Annotated in this window: 20 protein-coding genes; 16 read left to right on the top strand and 4 right to left on the bottom strand. The window is 40.9% G+C overall.

All coding sequences use genetic code 11. The features are described from left to right. Window positions 1-3: 3 nt before the first annotated feature. The 9 genes from ACP8HI_RS15170 to ACP8HI_RS15130 all read left to right on the top strand — a co-directional run bounded on the left by ACP8HI_RS15170 (window position 4) and on the right by ACP8HI_RS15130 (window position 9906). The gene (locus tag ACP8HI_RS15170; protein WP_438347061.1) at window positions 4-309 is read left to right on the top strand and encodes a DUF1292 domain-containing protein; all 306 of its coding nucleotides are present in this window, start codon (window positions 4-6) and stop codon (window positions 307-309) included. A gap of 4 nt (window positions 310-313) precedes the next feature. Then, on the top strand, window positions 314-625 hold the full coding sequence (locus ACP8HI_RS15165; protein WP_438347060.1) for a DUF1292 domain-containing protein: 312 nt from the start codon (window positions 314-316) through the stop codon (window positions 623-625). Window positions 626-730: 105 nt separating this feature from the next. After that, on the top strand, window positions 731-1780 hold the full coding sequence (mltG, locus tag ACP8HI_RS15160) for an endolytic transglycosylase MltG (RefSeq protein ID WP_438347059.1): 1050 nt from the start codon (window positions 731-733) through the stop codon (window positions 1778-1780). A gap of 14 nt (window positions 1781-1794) precedes the next feature. Continuing rightward, window positions 1795-2727, top strand: a complete 933-nt coding sequence (locus ACP8HI_RS15155; RefSeq protein WP_438347058.1) for a peptidase U32 family protein — start codon at window positions 1795-1797, stop codon at window positions 2725-2727. 29 nt (window positions 2728-2756) lie between these two features. After that, window positions 2757-4085: a peptidase U32 family protein gene (locus ACP8HI_RS15150; protein ID WP_438347057.1), complete on the top strand. Its 1329-nt coding sequence runs from the start codon at window positions 2757-2759 to the stop codon at window positions 4083-4085. 187 nt (window positions 4086-4272) lie between these two features. Beyond that, on the top strand, window positions 4273-6444 hold the full coding sequence (locus tag ACP8HI_RS15145) for a methyl-accepting chemotaxis protein (protein ID WP_438347056.1): 2172 nt from the start codon (window positions 4273-4275) through the stop codon (window positions 6442-6444). Window positions 6445-6813: 369 nt separating this feature from the next. Continuing rightward, window positions 6814-6987, top strand: a complete 174-nt coding sequence (locus ACP8HI_RS15140; RefSeq protein ID WP_438347055.1) for a hypothetical protein — start codon at window positions 6814-6816, stop codon at window positions 6985-6987. Window positions 6988-7053: 66 nt separating this feature from the next. Continuing rightward, window positions 7054-7842: a helix-turn-helix domain-containing protein gene (locus ACP8HI_RS15135; RefSeq protein WP_438347054.1), complete on the top strand. Its 789-nt coding sequence runs from the start codon at window positions 7054-7056 to the stop codon at window positions 7840-7842. 261 nt (window positions 7843-8103) lie between these two features. After that, window positions 8104-9906: a peptidoglycan D,D-transpeptidase FtsI family protein gene (locus tag ACP8HI_RS15130; RefSeq protein ID WP_438347053.1), complete on the top strand. Its 1803-nt coding sequence runs from the start codon at window positions 8104-8106 to the stop codon at window positions 9904-9906. On the opposite strand, the gene ACP8HI_RS15125 is transcribed toward ACP8HI_RS15130, so the two are convergent. Further along, the gene (locus ACP8HI_RS15125; protein ID WP_438347052.1) at window positions 9849-11012 is read right to left on the bottom strand and encodes an AI-2E family transporter; all 1164 of its coding nucleotides are present in this window, start codon (window positions 11010-11012) and stop codon (window positions 9849-9851) included. The two genes, ACP8HI_RS15130 and ACP8HI_RS15125, sit on opposite strands and share 58 nt — an antisense overlap. A 197-nt stretch (window positions 11013-11209) precedes the next feature. On the opposite strand from ACP8HI_RS15125, the gene ACP8HI_RS15120 reads away from it, so the two are divergent. After that, window positions 11210-12580: a polysaccharide deacetylase family protein gene (locus ACP8HI_RS15120; protein ID WP_438347051.1), complete on the top strand. Its 1371-nt coding sequence runs from the start codon at window positions 11210-11212 to the stop codon at window positions 12578-12580. A gap of 103 nt (window positions 12581-12683) precedes the next feature. On the opposite strand, the gene ilvD is transcribed toward ACP8HI_RS15120, so the two are convergent. Together ilvD and ACP8HI_RS15110 are read right to left on the bottom strand one after the other, a co-directional pair. Continuing rightward, window positions 12684-14369, bottom strand: coding sequence for a dihydroxy-acid dehydratase (ilvD, locus tag ACP8HI_RS15115; protein ID WP_438347050.1), 1686 nt, complete (start codon window positions 14367-14369; stop codon window positions 12684-12686). A gap of 202 nt (window positions 14370-14571) precedes the next feature. Then, a complete protein-coding gene (locus tag ACP8HI_RS15110; RefSeq protein WP_438347049.1) occupies window positions 14572-15603 on the bottom strand; it encodes an acyltransferase family protein in 1032 nt (343 codons plus the stop codon). 240 nt (window positions 15604-15843) lie between these two features. Here ACP8HI_RS15110 and ACP8HI_RS15105 point away from each other — a divergent pair, with 240 nt between their 5' ends. From ACP8HI_RS15105 to mgrA, 4 genes are all read left to right on the top strand, one after another. Further along, window positions 15844-16809: a sugar kinase gene (locus tag ACP8HI_RS15105; protein ID WP_438347048.1), complete on the top strand. Its 966-nt coding sequence runs from the start codon at window positions 15844-15846 to the stop codon at window positions 16807-16809. Between the two features lie 41 nt (window positions 16810-16850). After that, window positions 16851-17519 carry a bifunctional 2-keto-4-hydroxyglutarate aldolase/2-keto-3-deoxy-6-phosphogluconate aldolase gene (locus tag ACP8HI_RS15100; protein WP_438347047.1) on the top strand — a complete coding sequence of 223 codons (669 nt, stop codon included), beginning with the start codon at window positions 16851-16853 and terminating at the stop codon, window positions 17517-17519. Window positions 17520-17557: 38 nt separating this feature from the next. Further along, window positions 17558-18295, top strand: a complete 738-nt coding sequence (locus tag ACP8HI_RS15095; RefSeq protein WP_438347046.1) for an NAD-dependent protein deacylase — start codon at window positions 17558-17560, stop codon at window positions 18293-18295. A 62-nt stretch (window positions 18296-18357) separates the two neighbouring features. Then, window positions 18358-19356 (top strand): L-glyceraldehyde 3-phosphate reductase, encoded by a 999-nt coding sequence (gene mgrA, locus ACP8HI_RS15090; RefSeq protein WP_438347045.1) that lies wholly within the window; start codon window positions 18358-18360, stop codon window positions 19354-19356. Window positions 19357-19670: 314 nt separating this feature from the next. Here the strand turns inward: mgrA and ACP8HI_RS15085 are convergent, their stop codons facing one another. Further along, complete coding sequence (locus ACP8HI_RS15085; RefSeq protein ID WP_438347044.1) at window positions 19671-20537, bottom strand: helix-turn-helix domain-containing protein; 867 nt, start codon at window positions 20535-20537, stop codon at window positions 19671-19673. 174 nt (window positions 20538-20711) lie between these two features. Here ACP8HI_RS15085 and ACP8HI_RS15080 point away from each other — a divergent pair, with 174 nt between their 5' ends. Both ACP8HI_RS15080 and galE read left to right on the top strand, forming a co-directional pair. Continuing rightward, window positions 20712-21890: a galactokinase gene (locus ACP8HI_RS15080; RefSeq protein ID WP_438347043.1), complete on the top strand. Its 1179-nt coding sequence runs from the start codon at window positions 20712-20714 to the stop codon at window positions 21888-21890. Between the two features lies 1 nt (window position 21891). After that, window positions 21892-22878: a UDP-glucose 4-epimerase GalE gene (gene galE / locus ACP8HI_RS15075; RefSeq protein ID WP_438347042.1), complete on the top strand. Its 987-nt coding sequence runs from the start codon at window positions 21892-21894 to the stop codon at window positions 22876-22878. The last annotated feature ends 10 nt before the right edge of the window (window positions 22879-22888 follow it).

The following is a 22888-nucleotide window of genomic DNA, read 5'->3' as shown; positions in this document are numbered from 1 at the left end:
TAAATGGCTAATGACAATATTAATATCGTAGATGAACCGGAAATTATCTATATTCCTGATGATGAGGGAAATGAAGAAGAGTTTGAGGTCATCATGAAATTCGAAGTGGATGGTTCTGATGCGAAGTATATGATGGTTGTACCCATGGATTCCGAGGATGAAGATACGGATGAAGTTTATGCGTTTCGCTATGAAGAAGACGAAGATGGGGACGATATCAAGTTATATATGATCGATAATGACGAGGAATGGGCAATCGTTGAAGAAACATTTAATACGCTTGTTGCTGAACTCGACGGAGGAGAATAATACGATGAGTGAAATCTCTAATCATCAGGCTAATTGGAGTAATCGATTGAAGGAAACTTTCGGCCCAACGATTGAGTTGGAAGATGAAGACGGTACAACTTCCGTATTTGATCTAACAGCTGAATTTGTTGTTGGTGATCAAAGCTATGCTGTTCTGCTAAACGTTGATGAGGATCGCGATGAATACGACATTCTTAGAGTGGTCACTTCTGCAGAAGGGGAATTAGAGCTTGTTACCATTGATGACGATGAAGAATGGGAGAACATCGCAGAGCTGTATGATGAGATGACTTTCCCACATGATATCGATGTTTAGAACTTCTTAGTACTATTAGAATGTTAGTGATAACTTAATTCAATATGAAGTGCCGAGAGGGCGGATTAGTCCGCTCTTTTTGGCTGTGAAGGGACTGAGATTTCTTTGAAAGCTAGAACTAAAGTCATTGGAATTATTTTTATGCTACTAGTTTTAGCCGTAGGTGGAGCGGCGATATTTATTTGGAATGGCATGCAACCTGTTAAGAAATCTGATGAACTTGTGGAATTTACCATTGAGCGTGGAATGGGTACAATCAAAATTGCTGGATTATTACAAGAGAAAGCGTTGATTAAGAACGATTTGATATTTATTGCATATTTGAAATGGAAAGAGCAGGGAAGTCGGTTTCAAGCTGGGAATTACGTTATCACCCCGGGAACTTCAAATGATGATTTGATAGCGATGTTCAACAATGGTGATGTGGTGAAGGAAGAGATGGTTCGATTCACAATACCTGAAGGTTATACCGTTGAACAGTTGGCGGACAAGCTTGATAAAGAGGGAATTATAGATGGGGAAGCATTATTAAAGCTTGCTAACCAGTCTTCAAGTGCTGATGCAGCATTTATAGATACTATCTCGACAAACCCAGAAATGAAGCATGCATTAGAAGGATATCTTTTTCCGGAGACCTATGAGTTAAAAAAAGGGATCACGGAAGCAGATATTATTAAGACAATGACAACTCAACTGCTGAAAAAGCTGAATACTATAAATAACTTGGAACAAGATCTTAAGGAAAGAGGCTTGACGTTGCATGAACTGTTAACGATTGCTTCTCTTGTGGAACGTGAAGTTGTTGCGGATCATGAACGCTCACTCGTTGCGGGTGTTATCTACAATCGCTTGGATAAAGGACAGAAGTTGGAGATCGATGCGACTGTTCAATATGCCCTAGATCAACCGAAAGAACGTCTTTATTATAAAGATTTAGAGGTTAAAAGCCCCTATAATACGTATTTAATTGAAGGACTTCCACCAGGACCTATTTGCAATCCAAGTCTTGCTTCAATTGAAGCAGCACTTCATCCGGAATCTTCCGAGTATTTCTTCTATGTGACCAAGAAAGATGGATCACAAGAACACTTATTTGCTACAACATATAAAGAACATTTAAGTAATATTGAAAAAAGTAAGAGTATGTCACAATAAAAGAGGTGCAAAATATGGTTAACAAACCAGAACTTCTGGTAACTGCAGGATCTTTGGAAGAAATAACCCCTTTAATAAATGCAGGAGCCGATGCTCTATTGATAGGAAACGATACTTTCGGGATGAGACTCGCAGGTAGTTTCTCGATAGAAGAAATTCAAGAGGCTGTAAAGCAGGCACACGCTCGTCAAGTCAGTGTATATGTAAGTCTGCATAATCTGATAACAAATGATATCATAGACTCTTTAACTGAGTATGTTAAGGCATTGGGTGAGGCGGGTGTGGATGCCGTCGAATTTAATGATCCGGCTGTATTGTTCGCTATTCAAGAGAACGCACCCCAGTTAAAGCTTCATTGGAATGCAGAGATGACAACAACCAATTATGCAACAGCGAACTACTGGGGACGTAGAGGCGCGACTCGAGCAGTATTTGCTAGAGAGCTCAATATGGATGAAATGACAGGAATGAAAGGTCATTTGGACATGGAGTCACAGGTTCAGGTGCACGGAATGACAAATATTTATCATTCTAAGCGGAGCTTAGTTGGTAGCTATATGTTGCATCAAGGCAGGCCAACTGACGGTGGTAGCCTAGGTAAAGAACGTGGGCTGTTTCTTTTAGAAGCAGAGCGTCCTGGTGAGAAGTATCCTATTTATGAAGATGTGAACGGAACACATATTATGAGTTCGGATGACATCTGTATACTGGAGGATTTACATTTGCTTATCGAAGCGGGTGTGAATAGTTTTAAAATTGAAGGGTTGCTAAAGCCTTTGGCTTATAACGAGACGGTTGTGAGAACATTCAGACAAGTGATTGATGAGTATGTAGCCGATCCAGAAAGTTATAAATTCCAAGAGCAATCTATGGACAATATTCGTAAGAGTCAAGATCCAGATCGGGAGTTGACGTTCGGATTCTTTTATAAAGAACAAGTATATTGATTAAAGTCACATGTGAGGTGGTACAGACAATGGAAGTCAAGACTCAACCTATGTATAAAGGCAAGCGAAGCCGTCTAGATAAACCAGAGCTTTTGGCACCAGCAGGTAATTTAGAGAAGTTGAAGTTTGCAATTCATTACGGAGCGGATGCTGTCTATATTGGTGGACAAAAATATGGTTTACGGTCGAATGCGGACAACTTCAGTTTTGAAGAAATGCGTGAAGGTGTGGAATTTGCTCGGAAATATGGCGCTAAGGTGTTTGTTGCCACTAATATTTATGCACATAATGAGGATTTAGAGGGCATTGAACACTATTTGCATAAGCTTCATGAAGCTGGTATTGCAGCCATTATTACAGCTGATCCAGCTATTATTGAAATTGCACAGAGGATTGTACCAGAAATAGAAGTACATTTAAGTACGCAGCAGTCAACACTGAATTGGCAAGCAGTGAAGTTTTGGAAGGAAGAGGGGCTACCACGGGTTGTATTAGGTCGCGAAGTTAGCCTGAAGGAGATAGCTGAAATTAAAGAGCATGTGGATATTGAAATTGAAGCGTTTATCCATGGTGCTATGTGTTCATCTTATTCTGGACGTTGCGTCCTCTCGAATCACTTCACTGACCGAGATTCCAATCGTGGGGGTTGCTGTCAGTCATGTCGTTGGAGTTATGATTTATTCGAAGATGCGCCCGCGAATGAAAGTTGGGTATCAGAAGAGAATATCGAGGATCAAGCAAGCTTAGGATCAATGAAACCTAATGTAACTCAGCTTCCGTTGTTCCAACCGGAAGATAATGCCTTCACCATGGGATCTAAAGATCTATGTATGCTTGAGAGCATACCTGAACTCATCGAGGTTGGGATTGACAGTTTCAAAATTGAAGGACGAATGAAATCATTGCATTATGTAGCTACTGTAGTGAGTGCTTATCGTCAAGCTATCGATTCTTACATGGCAGACCCGGAACATTATGTGCTGAAGCCTGAATGGGTGGAGGAGATTAACAAAGCGGCAAATCGTCCGTTGAATACTGGTTTTTTCTATGATACTCCTGATCACGAAGATCATATCTATGAACCAGAAGAGAAGGCTACACCGTATGACTTTGCAGGCTTAGTGCTAGAATATAATGCGGAGAATGGCATGGCTGTTATTCAACAACGAAATCATTTCAAGCCTGGACAAGAGATAGAGTTCTTTGGACCCGGCGGAAGATTCTTCAAACAATTAGTGGATAAGATTTGGGATGAGGATGGTAACGAGTTAGATGCAGCACGTCATCCATTACAGCGTATTACTTTGAAGGTTGATCAGCCTATTAGTTATTATGATATGATGCGAATTAAGAGATAATAACATATTAAATGAACTGACGATGAAACATTCGTCAGTTTTTTTTCGACAAAAACCGCTCTTTTTAATTCTTTTTTTATTGGAAGAGGATAATTGAATATATTGTCGAATTACTACTATATTAGCAAACATAGCGCTTTCATTATATGTGATACGTTATGCATAATTTACTGGTAGGTGAAGATATATGAGTAAGGATAATAGGAAGAGGAAAAATGTAATTCGGAAATTCATAGGGGAAAGAACACAGACTGGAGAGGAGACTAATGAGAATCTGAAAAAGGATAATAATTCAAGTGAATCGAAAGATTATAATAAAGTATGGAAACAAATAAGGAAATTTAATCCGTCTAGATCAGTCGGGGTCAAGTTATTCCTGATATTTTTCACAGCAATTGTTGCATTTGTTTTACTTGTAGGAATTATGTCATACATAAAGGCCAAGAATACCATTGAGAATACTGCGGCTAATGCTAATAAACAGACGATTATTCAAACATCCGAGAAACTTGATATTATTTTAAAACAATTTGAAGATGTCTCAATGCAATTATTTTTTGATACTGAAATGCAACAACTTATCGGAGGCTTAACAGAATCAGACATTTCAGATTATGATTTATTTGTGGCTACTGATAAGATTAACGGGAAATTGACGAGTCAAGTTAATACAAATAGTGCGATCAATGGAATTTTTATTGTTCCGCCCGATGCTGAAATGAGACCGATTACAAGCGGAAATATTTCCACGGATATGGAAACGGTACGTTCACAGCCTTGGTTCGGATTAATAAAAGATAAGAACGGGACCATGTGGGTTCCAACAGAAGCAGGTGTGCAAGGAGAACCTACCTTTAAATTTGTACGTTCGCTTAAAAGTTTGACAGGTATGTCCAAAACATTTGTACTTGTGATGGAATTTAAACAGGATGTACTAGAAGAACAATTGAGAGGCGTTAATTTGGGTACTGGTAGCAAGTTAGAGATAGATACTAGTGATGGTCAAGTTGTTGCTTCAAGTGTGGTTGGGGAGGCTGGCAACCAGACGGAGTTTACGTTTATGGCCGATCAAGAAGAGCTATCCAATGATCTGAATGCTACAGATGAGGGTGGTACCGAGGTTCTAGCTGTGTATAATACACTTAAAACAACGGATTGGAAGGTTATAGGAGCTATTCCTACTTCAGAGCTAGTAAAGGATGCTAGGGGGATCCTTACCTTTACAATCATTTCGGCAATATCCGTTGCTGTTCTTGCTGTTCTGATCGGATTGTTGTTGGTCCGCATGATTGCTCGTCCGCTTGTTAACCTGAGGAACCTATTAATTGAAGGGTCGAAGGGGGATCTTCGAGTTCGCTCAAAACATGTATCGAATGATGAAATTGGAGAACTCTCCGGAAGCTTTAACGTGATGATGGAGCAGATTACCAACTTAGTGAATCAGACGAATAATACGGCGCAGGATGTTCTGGATACAGCAAGTGAATTATCAGACGCATCCAATAAAACGGCTCTTTCCGCTCGTGAGATTGCTGTTGCAACGGAGGAGATTGCTAATGGAGCTAGTAGTCTTGCAACAGAAGCAGAGCGGGGTAATGAGCTAACAGAGCATATTTCTCAGCAAATGCAAACGGTAATTAGTGCAAACAATGAAATGGGCAAAGCTGCTCGTGATGTTGAAAATTCCAGTGAGTTAGGTACGAGTCAACTGAACGACCTATTGGATCAGACGCATCAGACTGAGAATATGGTTGGTTCCTTAATGAAGAAAGTGGATGGTCTTAAGGAAACAACCATGTCTGTTAATAAGGTGCTTGAAGTATTGCAAAACGTTACGAAGCAGACGAATATCCTATCATTGAACGCAACAATTGAAGCGGCACGTGCTGGTGCTGCGGGAAAAGGCTTTATGGTAGTTGCTGATGAAATTCGGCAATTGGCAGATCAATCGAGGAAGTCTATTGATATGGTAGGTCAAATTACGGATCGAATCATGGGTGAAATGAATGAAACAGTAGATGCGCTTTCAGAAGCATATCCGTTATTTCAACATCAGATGACAGCTGTAAAGGAAACAAATGATATCTTCGTATCCGTACAAGGGCAAATGGGTGATTTCATTCAGCGATTAGATTCGGTAACACAGTCGATTGAAGGATTGAGCCAGACCCAATCCATCTTGTCAGATGCGATGTCAAATGTAAGTGCTGTTGCTGAGGAGTCATCTGCAACTTCAGAAGAAGTTGCATCACTCAGTAATGAACAACAAAGTATCGGTAATCAATTGGTACAGTTATCCGGTAAATTGGAGAATGTCTCGACCGAACTGAAAGAGACTTTGTCACGATTTACGGTTTAACTTTAGGTTACTCAGAAAATATAGAAGGTCCCTCCATTTGGAGGGACCTTTATTTTTGTGGGGTATCTGGATAATCGTGTGGATTGAGGATGATGAAGAATGAATGTAAAAAAAATTAATGATTTACAATGAATTTCTCCTGTGAGTTCAATATATAGGTTGGATGGGTAATTTTCATACAAAATACACTGTATAACATCATTGCAACCGTAAGTTGACAAAGTGCATCTCCCATATGGTAGAACCGAGGGCAATGTTTCCCTAAAATATAGATAGTAATAAGAAAGGGGATTCATAAAAGTGACATTTGATGAATGTTGATATATTACAATATACTTCGTTTAAACGAAATCTAGGAGGAATGAAATAATGAAAAAAGTAACATTTGCCGGAATTATTTTTGCCATAGGATTATTAGTTCTTTTAAAAGTGTTCCAGAATTCAATACCGAGAATTAGCGATCCACTGACGAATATACTCGTTATTATAGGCTTCGTCCTTTTTGCAATTATATACGGTGCATCTCAACTAAGAAAAAAATAAATAGAAAATAGTGTGGAATCGTTGATATTATCATACTATAGTTAGCAAATAAAGGAGTTCGTACAAATGACATTTGGTGAAAAGTTATTTCAATTAAGAAAAGAAAAGGGACTTTCTCAAGAGGGTTTAGCCGAAAAAATAAACACGACAAGACAGGCAATTAGTAAATGGGAAAATGGTCAAGGATATCCCGAAACAGAAAAACTTCTTATGATTGGAAATATTTTTGGGGTTTCGATGGATTATCTGTTAAAGGATTCTGCTGAACCGAGCAATGATAAGGAGGCGGGATATTACGTTAGTAAAGAATTGGCTGAAGGATATTTATTGTCTATACATAAGGTATCTAAGTATATGGCATTAGGATTTTTCCTGATTGCTTTATCCTTTATGCCCTATTTCATATTTAAACAAGATCCAGTGATTTATATTATCCCAACCATCATTCTTGCTACATTCGGAATTGGGATGTTTGTATCAACATCATATTTAGAAGAAGATCAATATAAAATACTCAAGACTGAGTCTCTGCTGTTTGATGAAAAATACCTTAAAGAGTTGACAGTAAGATACGATGTGATGAAAAAAAGATATGTTGTGATTCATTTAGTAGGCCTCGGTTTATTTGTTGCGGGACTCTTAGCCTTTGGAATAGAAAGAAAGTTTATTACTTCCGAATTTTTAGTGCCTTATTACCCAGTCTGTATTGGATTGGTTGCCATTGGTATCTACATTTTAATGCGAACTTCAACCCTGCTTGACGCATATAAACTAATGACAAAAAATGAGGTGTATACTAATAGCTTTGGCTTTAAGCTTCGAAGGAAGGTAAGAAAAAAAGTTGATGATTTTTAAATAACAGAACTTGAAAAATAAATTTCAACCGCTATAAGCGGAATGAAATCAAGAAATCAGAGGGCAACAGCGATCGTAAGGATAATCCGTTACCGTAGCGGCATTCTACATCAATGTGTGTAGATTCTTTTCAGTTGGCTCCACTTCGGAGGTCTTCAGCTCGTTAAGAAAACTTCACGAACATAAAGGGAGACAGAAGAGAAGGATGAAATAGTTGTAGAAAGGGAAACAATATAAGTAAAAAGTAAAAGAGGAATAATTGTGAACCTTCAGCAAAAGAAACGTATCTTTTATAGTCTAGTGATACTGACAGGAATGATGGTTATACTATTGTTCCGATTGGTATATATTCAAATATTCATGAAAACTATGCTATTACCCAATAGTAAATATACGCTCCAAGAGATGTCCGTACTCCAAAGAGAACGAGCAGTCGTGCTTGATTCTGGTCGTGGGACATTTACTGATCGACATGGGGAGTCATTAACGGATGAAACTATTCCAGCAGCCATATTATTCCCCGTCGATAGAAGCTCAGTTAAGAGCGGATTAGTGGAAACAAAGCTAGAGCAGATTGCAGAAAGTTTAGGTACAAGCGCGCTCTCATTTCATCAGGCATGGCAGAATCTGCGAGAGCCTTCAGCATGGCGAAGTAACGTAGGAGATGGTCCTATGTCTCTAAGTGTATCTCAGGCTAATCTCATTACACAAATGGACGTAAGTGGTATTAAAGTGTTACCTTATCGAAAAAGATATAGCGACAACCTTTCAGGAATGCAATGGTTGGGATACTTGTCACAATCGGCTGAGAAGTCGGCCCTTACGAATATGGGGGGGAACCTGAAGCACGGGGGAGCAGGGCTCGAGAAAACATTGGAGCCGCTTCTAAGGGGGATTGGGCCAACCATTGCTTATTATACGGTCGATGGAAGGAATAATCCCCTATCCGGTGCTGGCATTCGTGTGAAGGCTCCAAATAATCCTTACTATCCTTTACGTTTTACAACGACGATCGACAAGCGTCTTCAGCAACAAATTGAGAATCTTACGAACCAATCGGGAATGAAACAGGGAGCGGTAGTTGTTCTAGACGCGCATAACGCAGATATTATGGCAATGGTGTCTGTTCCTTTCTACAATCCATTGGCGATTCATCCGGGAATAGGCGAATGGAATAACAAAGCGATACAAGCTACGACACCAGGCTCTATTTTTAAAACAGTCATTGCAGCTGCTGCATTGGAGGCGGGAGTAACATCGCCGAATGAGAAATTTCATTGTAACGGTCATTATAAGAAGTATGGATTATCCTGTTGGAAAGAAGGAGGACATGGTACCTTAACACTTGAGCAAGCTTATGCGGAGTCCTGTAATGTTGTGTTTGCGACATTAGCAGAGAGGCTTGAATCAGCACAGATAGAAGGCACTGCTCAGGCACTTGGCATGGGAAGAAGGATAGGGTGGGAAGATAATGACATCCTTGGATATTCAGTGTTAAAGCCTTTGGATCATGAGGAAACCGGAACGATCTTTGACTCTTCATCTTTACATGATGGAGGGGTGAGAGCTCAGACTGGAATTGGACAACGGGATGTGACGATGACGCCATTACAAGCGGCCAATTTAGTAGTGACACTTCTTAACAGAGGTCAGCTTCAAGCACCACGGATTCTAGAACGAATCTCTTATCATAATGGACAGGTTATGAAAAAATTGACTACTCATACTTATCCTGAGACTCGGAGTAGCATATCACCGGAAACAGCAAGGCTCCTCAGTTCATGGATGAGAAAGGTGGTTACAGAAGGAACTGGGAAATCCTTAGCCCATGCCGAATGGCCACTAGCTGGTAAATCTGGAACAGCACAAGTTATATTAAAGGGTAACCCTAAGAACAATCAATGGTTCATAGGGTATGGTCCTGTAAATCAGCCGGAATATGCCGTTGCGGTGTTATTCCAGAATGTAGCTCCTGATACGAATAACAAAGCAACGGCACTTTTTGGTCAAATTATGGGGCTGTTATCGTCAGCTACAGATTCCTTATCTGCTTCTGGTCGTTGACTCATATCGAATGGAGATACTTCAAATTCTTCTTGCGGCAGTCTGATCCACTTTTGAAGGTATCCTTGTTGCAATAGTTCTTTGATCAGAATAAGTAGTATTGGAGAAAGAATTAATCCAGAGATTCCGAATAAAGATAGTGAAATAATCATAAAAGAGAGCATTAAGAAGGCAGAGGTTACACCAATGGAATTACCTGCAATTTTGGGTTCCAACAATTGACGCGTAATCAAGACAACAATGAGTAGTACGCATAAGCCAATAGCAAGGCTGGTATTTCCCACAACGAATAAATAGATAATCCATGGAATGAAAATGACCGGAATCCCAACAAGTGGGAGAATATCGAGCATGGCACAAATTAGGGCTAGTGTTAATGAATTTCCTGTGTTTAATATTAAAAATCCGATATATAAAAGTACGAAGGAAATAAAGACCATGATCATCTGGGCTTTAAGATAAGAGCCAATGGACTTGAACACATTCTCTTTTAGAAAAACGAAAGCATTCTTGATCGTCTTAGGAAATTTATCGTTTGCAATACGGCGCCAGCTTTCAATCTCAACGCTTAGGAAGAATGCTAAAATAATAGCGATCCCAAAGTTGGCAAGGAAAGATGAAAATGAACTGAAAATAGAAATGAAATACTTGAAAGAATTAACCAATAAACCGGAAGCGAAATCAGTTAATAGCGTGAAGTATTCATTTGCCTTTTCTAAAATGCTCGGTGGCAGAAGGTCTATTTTGGTATGTAGAAAATCCATAGAGTAAGTGAACTGCTTTTGAATTATCACCGTATAATGGGGTAAATTATCCTGTAGATTTGAAATCTGAGATATGACGATGAGTCCAGCGCCTAACATAATTCCAAGAATGACGAGCACAAACAATAGAACGGAAATGGCAGATGACAATGCTTTGTTTAATCCCTTTTTGTGAAGAAGCTTAGCGAGTGGTTCGATCATTAAAAAGATTAGAAAAGACAAGAACACAGGTGTGGCTAGTTGGTATAGCTTACTGAAAATATACATGGTCAAAAAAACGGTCATAGCAATGAGTGCGATATCAAAAAATGTACGCCAATACTTCTTATAAAGAGGAAGCATAGTTAAATCTCATCTCCTTTAGCAAAATGATAATAGATCGCTCGTTTCATTGTACATGATTTTTTAAAAAACACCTATTTGATTGGAAATTATGATAAAATAATAAATAGTGATTTTTGCCCGAACATAAAAGAATATAAGCTTATTAATATAGGACAGCACAACAAAGTCAATCAGAGAAAAGAAGGTGAATGGGTGTGCAGACGTTGATGCTATGGTTGTTTTATATTTCATCCTTCTATGCATTCATCCCGGGTATGATCACCCGAATATTTGGATTTAGAGTGTTTCGTAAGGGGAAGAGTGAAAGAGAATTTGCACTTACTTTTGATGATGGTCCTGATCCTCGTTATACGCCACAATTGTTGGATTTACTCAAGCGATATGATGCTAAGGCGACTTTTTTTGTAGTTGGAAGAAATGCCGAACAACATCCTGAGTTATTAAAAAGGATGCATGAAGAAGGTCATCTTATTGGGATTCATAACTACATACACAAGTCTAATTGGTTTATGCGTCCTGGAACTGTACGTAAACAGATTAAGATGACAGCTGAAATCATATTCTCCATAACGGGGGAATGGGCCACCTACTATCGCCCACCTTGGGGGATTGTGAATATGTTTGATGTCTATAAACGTGGTCAATATAAAATAGTGTTATGGTCATCAATGTTCGGTGATTGGCGCGAGAAGACGGGAGCAGACAAATTAGCGAAGCGAATGTTGAACAAGCTTAAACCTGGAGAAGTAATGCTTCTTCATGATTGTGGATCAACCATCGGTGCTAATCCTGATGCACCCAAGCAAATGTTAATAGCGTTGGAGCAAGTTCTACAAGAGGCAGAACGCCGGCAATTGCAAAGTATTCGTATTGACGAAATGATTAAAGTTACGGAGAACGCTCCTGAAAGTAAACTATCCATTGGGAAGCAATTCGTTGTGAAGCTCTGGCTAATGTGGGAAGTTGTATTCCATTTCATCTTTCATCTTAAGACAGTAACTCCGGCAGATCCATTTCTGCATTATCGGCTTCGTCGCTATAAGGGGGAAACGGTAATTCTAGATAATGGCTCAACATTGGAAAAGGGTGCTCCGATTGTTGAGTTACATTTTGATAATCAGAAGTTATTTCGGATAGGCGTCAACTCGCGTTCGACAGTGCATTTGGCCATTCAAATGATTCGTACAATGGAGAAAGAATTACCGACATTAGCCTACCAGTTAATGGACAATGCTGGATTAAGGGATGCTAAGGCACTTTATGGTGTAAGTATGATTAATCGTGGACCTGAAAAGTTTGGTTTCAGCATTCGAGATCTACCGAATGGTTGGTTTGCGAAATCAACGACCGTATATCTGAAAGTGTTGATGAGTGTTATTCATCCAGCGGGTCAGGATCGATTGAAGAAATCACCTGCTAAACTAGTTCCCAAAATGATCATTATGCCTGTGGATCTACTGTTCGAACGTTACTCGGTTAATGGATCGCATCGTAAGGTAAATTCAGAAGTAATGAATACGATTATAGCTACTGATAGTCCGGAATTATTAAATGTATCGCAATGATCTCCATCGTCTGCGATGTAAATAGAACTTATAGTAAAAAGGGGAGTGCTCCATCAGTAGGGAAATCTACTAATGGGACACTCCCCTTATATGTTTTTGAATATTAGACCTTAAGCACACCACCGGAACTGGCGTTCGTTACCAATTTAGAGTAACGAGCAAGATATCCTGTTTTCACCTTCGGTTCGAAACCTTTCCAATTCGCACGACGGCGTTCGAATTCTTCATCATCAATTTCGAGTTGAATGGTACGATTGTTAAGATCTAATTCGATGATATCCCCGTCTTCAACGAAAGCGATAGGTCCGCCTTCAGCAGCTTCAGGAGAAATATGTCCAATACTTATTCCGCGAGATGCACCAGAGAAGCGACCATCAGTGATAAGTCCTACTTTGGCACCAAGTCCCATGCCGACAATTTGAGAAGTTGGAGCAAGCATTTCTGGCATTCCTGGACCACCTTTAGGACCTTCATAACGAATGACAACGACATGTCCTTCTTTTACTTTACCATTGGTAATGCCGTGTAATGCTTCATCCTGGGAATCGAAGCAGATGGCTGGCCCTTTGTGGTAGCCACCTACTGAAGCATCAACGGCACCCACTTTAATGATAGAGCCTCCAGGAGCTAGATTACCGAATAGGACAGCAAGTCCACCGCGCTCGGAGTGTGGGTTGTCTAGAGGGTGGATGACATTCTGATCTATGATTTCACAGCCTTCAACATTTTCACGTAGTGTTTTGGCAGATACCGTAATACAGTCTCCGTTAATGGCACCTGGTTTCTTCAGAAGTTCATTAATTATAGCACTTACGCCACCAGCATTATGAAGGTCCTCGATGTGCCAGTCTGAAGCAGGAGCAAGCTTAGCTAAATGAGGCACGCGATTGGCTACTTCATTAATACGTTCAATCGGATAATCAAGTTCAGCTTCGTGTGCTAGCGCTAGTGTGTGCAATACGGTATTAGTAGAACCACCCATTGCCATATCCAATGCGAATGCATTATCAAGGGCATCCATGGTAACGATATCTCTAGGTTTGATATCTAGCTTGATCAGTTCCATTAATTGTGTAGCGGATTGTCTAACGAAATCTTTCCGTTCTTCAGCTACTGCAAGGATGGTACCATTCCCTGGTAGTGCAAGTCCAAGTCCTTCAGCAAGGCAGTTCATAGAGTTGGCTGTGAACATACCAGAGCAAGATCCACAGGTAGGACAACCGAATTGTTCTAGTTCGAGCAAACCTTCGTCAGATAAGGCACCTACGGAGTGAGCTCCAACACCTTCAAAGACAGAGGTAAGGGAAATGGAGCGACCATTACTGTCTTTACCAGCCTTCATAGGTCCACCACTAACGAATATGGTTGGGATATTCACGCGAAGCGCACCCATCATCATGCCTGGTGTGATTTTGTCACAGTTCGGGATACAGACCATACCATCGAACCAGTGAGCGGCAACAACGGTTTCTACTGAATCTGCAATGATCTCACGACTGGGTAAAGAGTAACGCATACCGATATGTCCCATGGCGATACCATCATCTACACCAATAGTGTTGAATTCAAAGGGAACACCTCCGGCTTCGCGGATAGCATCTTTAACAATCTTACCGAATTCTTGAAGGTGGATATGTCCTGGAACGATGTCGATATAAGAGTTACATACCGCTATAAATGGTTTGCCGAAATCTTCTTCCTTCACGCCTGCTGCCCGCAATAAACTGCGGTGTGGAGCACGGTCGAAGCCTTTCGTAATCATGTCTGAACGCATTTTTTTTGGTCGCATAATGTCTAGTTCCCCCAAATGAAATTATAGTGTTTCCCGCATGATCGCGGTTACGCAACAGAGTAAACACCTAGTTGGTTTTAAAAGAGTCTATCATAAATGATATGCTTTTTCTAGCAATTGTAGAGGAAAAGGAAGACACCACCTCCAATGATATAATAGAGGCAGTGTCTAATAATCCGAGTGAAACGGATAGAGGGTGCTAAGAACGCCGGAATGCTCGATTCTCCAAATGAATGATCCAATGAACAGACGGTTCCACTAGAGGATGTGCAAGACGAGTAACAAATGGTTGCGCTAATAGTATGGTTAAGGCTATAGCGGTAACAATGAGAAGTACAGCTGCTTCAGGAGTGTTAATATGTTGATATACACCGGATATATTAGCCAATCTAATGATGAATCCATGTAATAGGAATACATAGAGCGTACGACGTCCCATATGGGTTATTCGACTTTCGATCATAGGAATCCAAGCCATAAAAGCAGCCGCAGAGATGAATTGAAGAATATAAAGAGCGATGCGGAATATTCCTGCATACCATTCATGTTGACCAAGTTGTATAAAAGTCATGCTTCCAAATAACCAACCCGTAGGGACATTCAACCCCCATAAACCAAGAATAACAAAGAGACCAACGGACACAAAGGCGAATCCCCTTTTTCTCCAAGTAGTGATTAACTCCATGAATACAGAGAAATTAAAATGGGTTCCTATAATGAAAAAAGGTAGAAAGACAAAAGTTCGACTGATGCTGAGCCACACACCATCAAAGGGTAAATACCCTACCAGCACGCCTAGAATCAAAGACAATATTATTTGTTGAGTAGGCGAAAGTTTTCTCGTTGAGATCGATATCAAACGCCAACAAATATGACTTGCAAGAAACCATAACAATAAATAGGGGGCAAAAAAAGAATGATGTGTGTTAGCAACATGAAAAAAGGTATAATCTAGAAATGAATAAATGCTTTGGAAAATAATATACTGTAAGCCGATTTGTGTTAATGTTCTTCGGCCAACTTTACCTGTTAAACTTGATTTGGCGAAGTAACCCGTGACTAGAACGAATAACGGCATATGAAAGGTCAGTATCCATAGAAATAATTGATGGAGGCCGCTCATTTGTAGGATTAGCGGTTCAATAGCATTAGCTATAAATACTGTAACAATAAGCAGAAATCGCAAGTTGAGAAAATAAGTCTCGCCTTGTTTAAGTATACTCGTATCCATAAAGTCGTCCCCCATCGTCCTATCCAAAGGTATTTGTATCTCTAATGGTTCTTATTTATCTATAATTTAAAATTACTACTTTCTTGTTATAACAATTGTGATTTATATCACAATGGTAAACGCTCTCATCTTATGAATTTGTGTCAAAGCGATGAACTAAATTTATCAACTCAAGCATTGACAACTTGGTGGGTTCGTTCGACAATAAGAAGAGAAAGAATACATAGAGGAGGATATCTCATGCAAGCGGTTGCAAAGTTTCATCCGGAAATCGTTACGTTCGGTGAAAGTATGGGCCTTTTTACGGCACAGGATTCCCGAGGCTTAGAATATGCGTCAACATTATCTAAATCGTTTGGCGGAGCAGAGAGTAATGTTGCTATTGGCGTTTCACGTTTAGGGCACCGTGCGGGTTGGTTTGGAAGGCTTGGGAACGACCCAATGGGGAATATGATCTATAAGTCAGTTCGTGGTGAGGGAGTAGATGTATCTCAGGTCTTGTTTAGCGAAGAGGAGCCTACTGGCTTAATGATTCGTGAGAACGCCTCCGGCAAATCCTCAGTACATTATTATCGGAAGGGATCAGCAGCAAGTCGGATGATGCCTTATCATTTGGATCCTATGTATATTGAATCTGCGAGCATACTACACGTAACGGGTATTACCGCTGCGATAAGTGCATCTGGTCTTGAAACTGTTGAAGCAGCAATCGATATCGCGAAAAAGTCTGGTGTTAAGGTTAGCTTCGATCCCAACCTACGCTTAAAGTTATGGTCATTGGAAGAGGCACGCCCCGTTCTTCTTCGTCTTGCAGAGAAAGCGGATTATTTCCTTCCAGGACTTGATGAGCTTCAACTATTATATGATACAGATGATACTTCCTATATATTCGAGAAGCTCTCACAGTTACCAGGAATCTCGATTATAAAGGGAGGACCAGATTTGACATATGTATTGGAAGCAGGGGTCCTTAACGAAGTCCCCTATTTCAAAGCAGAGCAGGTATTAGATACAGTGGGTGCAGGCGATGGATTCTGCGCGGGTTTTCTTGCAGGTCTGCTTAAAGGGTACTCAGCGATTGAGGCTACACGACTTGGTAATTTAATGGGATCTATGGTCATCCAAGCAGTGGGAGATTGGGAAGCGTTACCTACTTGGGAACAAGTGGATGCTCGTTTGAATAATAAGGCTCACATTGAAAGATAATGTACGAAATACTAATATAATTAGGACTAGGAGCTGTTATTGTGAAAAAAATTCAACTTATTCAAAAGATGATTGATAGTGGTGTAGTTGCAGTACTACGAGGAAATTCTGTAGATCAGGTTGTGGAAATGGCTGAGCAAGCTATTGCTGGTGGAATTAAAGTTATCGAAGTGACACTGACAGTACCTGGAGCATTACATGCGATTGAAAAGCTGAGCCGGGTATATCATTGGAATGCGACTGACCCATCCAAATTTGCTATTATTGGGGCAGGTACTGTGTTAGAACCACAAACAGCACGTTCCGCGATACTATCAGGTGCTGAATTTGTCGTTGCACCATCGCTGAATCCAGAAACAATCAAAATCTGTAATTTGTATCGTATACCTGTCTTGCCTGGGCTAATGACGTTAGCTGATGTACAACAAGCTTTGGAGCTTGGTGTTGACATCGTGAAATTATTCCCTGGCAATCTATTTGACCCATCGATCATCAAAACAATGAAAGGACCTATGCCTCAAGCGAACTTCATGCCATCAGGAGGTGTGTCGCTCTCGAATCTAGGAGAATGGATCAAAGCAGGTGCTGTGGCGGTAAGTATAGGATCAGACCTTACAGCAGAGGCGGTTAAGACGGGTGATATGAATCAAGTACGCCTAAGAGCAGAGCAATATATGGACGCTTATCATCTAGCAAAAGGAACGAATTAATCTTTCAAAGATATGGGAGCGAAGGAGGTACAACTAGTATGCAAAAAATCGAAACGTTGGCCTCTTGGATTCAAGAGAACAGTAGAATTGTATTTTTTGGAGGAGCGGGAACATCGACGGAGAGTGGAATCCCTGATTTCCGTTCTGCTGCAGGGCTGTATCAAAGCGAGCAACATTCGCCCTATCCGCCTGAAGTGATGCTCAGTCATCATTTCTTTGTTGAACATCCCGAAGTGTTCTATGATTTCTATCGCAGCAAGATGATCCATGAGCACGCTCTCCCCAATGCTTGCCACAATTTACTGGCTGCTCTCGAGAAACAAGGGAAGTTACAGACGGTTATTACGCAAAATATTGACGGGCTACATCAAAAAGCAGGAAGCTCAAACGTGTTAGAATTGCATGGATCTATTCATCGTAATTATTGTATGGGTTGTTCACAGTATTATGATTTGGGAGTCATTATCGCAAGTGAAGCAAAGGTTCCGCGTTGCTCAACCTGTGATGCTGTCATTAAGCCAGATGTCGTACTGTATGAAGAACCGTTAGACCGGCAAATATTGTACCAGTCTATGGAGGCGATCTCAACGGCCGATTTACTTATCATTGGTGGCACTTCGTTGACTGTACATCCTGCAGCGAACTTGATATCTTATTTCCGAGGAAATCGAACGATCCTTCTTAATGTAGATCCAACGCCGCACGATGATCAGGCTGATTTACTTATTTCTGATCCCATTGCAGAAGTAATGGATAAGGTAAGTAAGTTATTATAAGTATGACTTTTTGAACACGGACTGATAGCTACTATTTTGGCAAATAGAAGGGTGGATATGTAATGGTGTATATCGCAAATGAAGAACGTTACGCAAAGATGAAGTATAACCGCAGTGGTCGTTCTGGGCTTAAGCTTCCAGCGGTAACTCTAGGTCTATGGCATAATTTCGGTGGCATCGACACATATGAGAATGCACGAAGTATGATCAGAAGATCATTCGATTTGGGTATTACTCACTTCGATTTAGCAAATAACTATGGCCCTCCTGCTGGTTCAGCAGAAGAGACATTCGGTAGAGTATTGGCACAGGATTTGAAGCCCTATCGTGATGAGTTGCTGATATCTTCCAAAGCAGGATACTATATGTGGCCTGGACCTTACGGGGAATGGGGTTCACGCAAGAACCTAGTGTCCAGTCTAGATCAGTCACTGAAGCGAATGAATCTAGAGTATGTAGATATTTTCTATTCTCATCGATTTGATCCGGAGACACCGCTTGAAGAGACTATGATGGCATTGGATCACATCGTTCGTTCTGGAAAAGCCCTGTATATAGGTATTTCAAATTACACAGCTGAACAAACGGCAGAAGCGATAGCTATTCTGAAGCAGTTAGGTACACCACTTCTTATTCACCAACCAAGTTACTCGATGCTAAACCGTTGGATTGAAAAAGGACTACAGGATGTATTGGAAGAGAATGGAGTTGGAAGTATTGCTTTCTCCCCTCTTGCTCAAGGTTTACTTACGAATAAATATTTGAATGGTATTCCTGAGGATTCACGGGCAGCGAGTTCATCCGTCTTTCTAAATGAGAATAACATTACACCTGAAGCACTGCGAAAAGTGCATGCGCTCAATCAATTAGCAGCTACAAGGGGCCAAAGTCTAGCTCAACTTGCATTGTCATGGGTACTTCGTGGTGGCAAAGTAACATCTGTATTAATTGGAGCAAGTCGTGTCAGTCAGATTGAAGATAATGTGGCTGCTCTGGACAATCTAGAATTCACTCAAGAAGAGTTGGATCGGATTGAGAATATCCTTAAGACAGAGAACTGAGTGGGATCATATTATTATACGAATAAAGAAAGCCTGCTTATTCTTCGTAGAAGGATTGCAGGCTTTCTTTTGTAGATGATAATTTCTCTCTTATAGTGCGTGATCAAAAGATGACTATTTGAACTTCCGCTTATAGTGAGTGTTCAAAAAGTCGACTTTTCAGCGCCGAGAAGATTGGATGAAGCAAGGGAGTGAGGAGCGGAGCGTAGGCAGCACCTACGTGAGCACCGGAAGGGCCGGGTGAATTCAATATTCGATGTCGAGTAAGCTTCTTGATATACTTCGTGATCAAAAGGTGACTTTTTGAACTTCCTCTATAGTCGCTGCTGTCGTCCTGTTTCGTTACGATACATACTGGGTGACATGCCGCAGAATCGTTTGAATTGACGAGAGAAGTAGAGAGCGTCTGTTAGTCCGACGGATGATGCGATCTGCTCAATTGAGAGTTCAGGACGTTCACGTAATAGTTGACGTGATTTATCAATCCGTAGCTTCAATAAATAAGTTACTGGGGAGAAACCTGTTTCTTTCTTGAAAATTCGGGAAAGATAAGCGCGATTGTATCCAAGACTATCACACATCTGTTCAATGGATACAGGGTGTGCGAATTGCGTAGACATATAAAGAATCATCTGCTTAACGGTCCGTTGCACTTGGGACTCTGTGCCAGTAAGCCGTGACTGGCTGGATAATTCATCCTGTGCTTCAGCAAGAATGAGGTATAGATAACCAAGGGATGTCATATGGGCACATTCTTTTTTAGTATAGAAGGCTTCTTGCATTTGAGCTATGGAGGAGGGGATTGTAGGGTTCTCTTTCGTAGAGGTGAATACGGACTGATACACTACGAAACCAGCATCTTCCACCCGTCGCTGTGCTTCCTGCCCTAGAAAGGCTGTCCACCGATATCGCCAAGGTTGCTCTATATCCGAGACGTAGCTGACCAATTGCCCGGGGTGGATGAGGAAACAAGATCCTTCATGTAGTTCATAGGTATGTTGCTCAGTCCGAAAGATTCCCTTTCCTCGTTCCACATAGTGAAGTAAATAATGATCATAGATCTTTGGACCCAATGCATGTAAAGAATTTGTTTGGCTCTCCCCAGCAAAAAGTACATGAAGTGAATTGTCATCATGGGAGACAGGGTTAGCGGCTACAGAATAGGTTGAATGAAGTGACATAGGAGTATTATCCCTCTCTTCGTTCCTGATATGAATGTGAATGATATGTTATCATTATATATATATAGGTCACATTTATCCATATTAAGCACACATGATTGCATTATCAAAGTGGATGGTATCTTTTATACTAAGTGTAGGTCATAACGATATTGAAAGGATTGGTGAGTGCTAGTGAGTATACAACAACTGAAGGAAACGTTTATAAGTAAATTTGGAGAAAGTCATCATCCAGAGCGGGTGTTTAATGCACCAGGTCGAGTGAATCTGATTGGTGAGCATATTGATTATAATGGTGGTTATGTTCTACCAGCTGCACTTGAATTTGGTACGACTCTTATTATTAGAGAAAGAGACGATGATAAGATTCATTTTGTTTCTGGCAATATTTCATTTGAAGCGACATTGGATTTGGACGATATAGGTAAAGAGAAAACGGGCGAATGGGTTGATTATCCTATTGGCGTTCTTGTTGAACTGAGCAAGATTGGGTGCAAGTTGACGAAAGGATATGACTTGTACTTCTATGGAGAAATTCCAAATGGTGCAGGGCTCTCATCCTCAGCCTCCCTTGAAGTAGTAACAGCATATGCGATCTTGACGTTGGAAGGAAAAGAAACGGACACCGTAGAAATCGCACGTTTATCCCAAAGAGCAGAGAATCAGTATGTAGGTGTGAATTCCGGTATAATGGATCAATTCGCGGTTGCTAACGGCAAACAAGATCATGCTATTCTACTCATGTGCGATACATTGGAGTATAAACATGTTCCTTTCCGCACGGGTTCTTATAAGCTAGTGATCGGGAATACGAACAAACGTAGAGGACTCGTAGATTCTGCCTATAATGAACGTCGTCATCAATGTGAAGTCGCATTGGATATTCTAAAGCAAGAAATTCCATCATTGGAATACTTGGCACATTTAAAGCCAGAACAATTCGAAACTTTGCAGACTCATATCCAAGATGAGACGGTAAGACGTCGGGCTCAGCATGTTATTGAAGAGAATCAACGTGTGCTTGATTCGGTGGAAGCGCTAAGTAAGAATGATCTTGAAACATTTGGTCAATTCATGAATCAATCTCATGATTCTTTACGAGATTTGTATGAAGTGAGCTGTACAGAGTTAGATGTGATGGTGGAAGAGGCGCAGAAGATTCCTGGTACACTTGGCGCGCGGATGACAGGTGCTGGGTTTGGTGGCTGTACAGTGTCATTGGTGCATGAAGATTCCGTGGAGCAATTCGTGCAGCAAGTAGGCGATCACTATAAAGCTAGAACTGGAATCGAAGGCGAATTCTATGTGTGCGGTGTAGGCGATGGCGTGAAAGAATTAAAGGAGGAGATCTAAGATGGCTATTTTGGTAACAGGCGGAGCGGGATATATCGGTTCACATACCGTGGCTGCATTACTGGATATTGGTGAAGAGGTCGTTGTGATTGATAGTCTACAAACAGGTCATCGCGAGGCTCTACTTGGAGGTAAGCTTTACGAGGGAGATTTACGAGATAAGGAGTTGCTCGCGAAGCTATTCAGTGAGAACGAGATTGATGCGGTGATTCATTTCGCAGCGAATTCCCTTGTCGGTGAAAGTATGCAGAATCCGGTAAAATATTATGATAATAACGTATTCGGTACATTATGTCTGCTTGAAGCGATGGATGCTGCGAATGTTCGTAAAATTGTATTCTCTTCGACTGCTGCAACCTATGGCGAGCCAGAGAAGGTACCTATTGTAGAAGGTGATCGTACAGAGCCAACGAATGTCTACGGTGAGACCAAGCTAATGATGGAGCGTATGATGTCATGGTTCGATAAAGTGCTAGGGATTAAATATGTGGCACTGCGCTATTTCAATGCAGCTGGTGCACATGAGAGTGGACGTATTGGTGAAGATCATCGACCAGAGAGCCATCTGATCCCACTGGTATTGCAAGCTGCTCTGAAACAGCGTGAGAACATTGCCGTGTTCGGTGAGGACTACCCGACACCAGATGGTACTTGTGTTCGTGATTATATCCATGTGAGTGATCTAGCAGATGCTCATTACCGTGCGGTAACTTATTTGCGAAGTGGTCAAGACAGCAACGTATTTAACCTTGGGAATGGACAAGGATTCTCTGTTAAAGACGTGATTGAAACGGCTAAGAAAGTAACGGGACTCGATATTCCTGTAGTAACCCAAGCACGTCGTGCTGGAGATCCTGCCGTATTAGTAGCTTCGTCAGAGAAAGCTCGTACCGTTCTTGGTTGGAAGCCAACACATGATAGTCTTGAGAACATTATTCAAAGTGCTTGGAGCTGGCATCAGTCTCACCCACAAGGGTACGGAGAATAAGGGGGATGAA

It is taken from the genome of Paenibacillus sp. FA6 (assembly GCF_051550225.1).
Taxonomy (GTDB): domain Bacteria; phylum Bacillota; class Bacilli; order Paenibacillales; family Paenibacillaceae; genus Paenibacillus_AQ.
The sequence above is the reverse complement of the archived record's forward strand: the minus strand, read 5'-3'. Positions and strand labels throughout refer to the sequence as shown.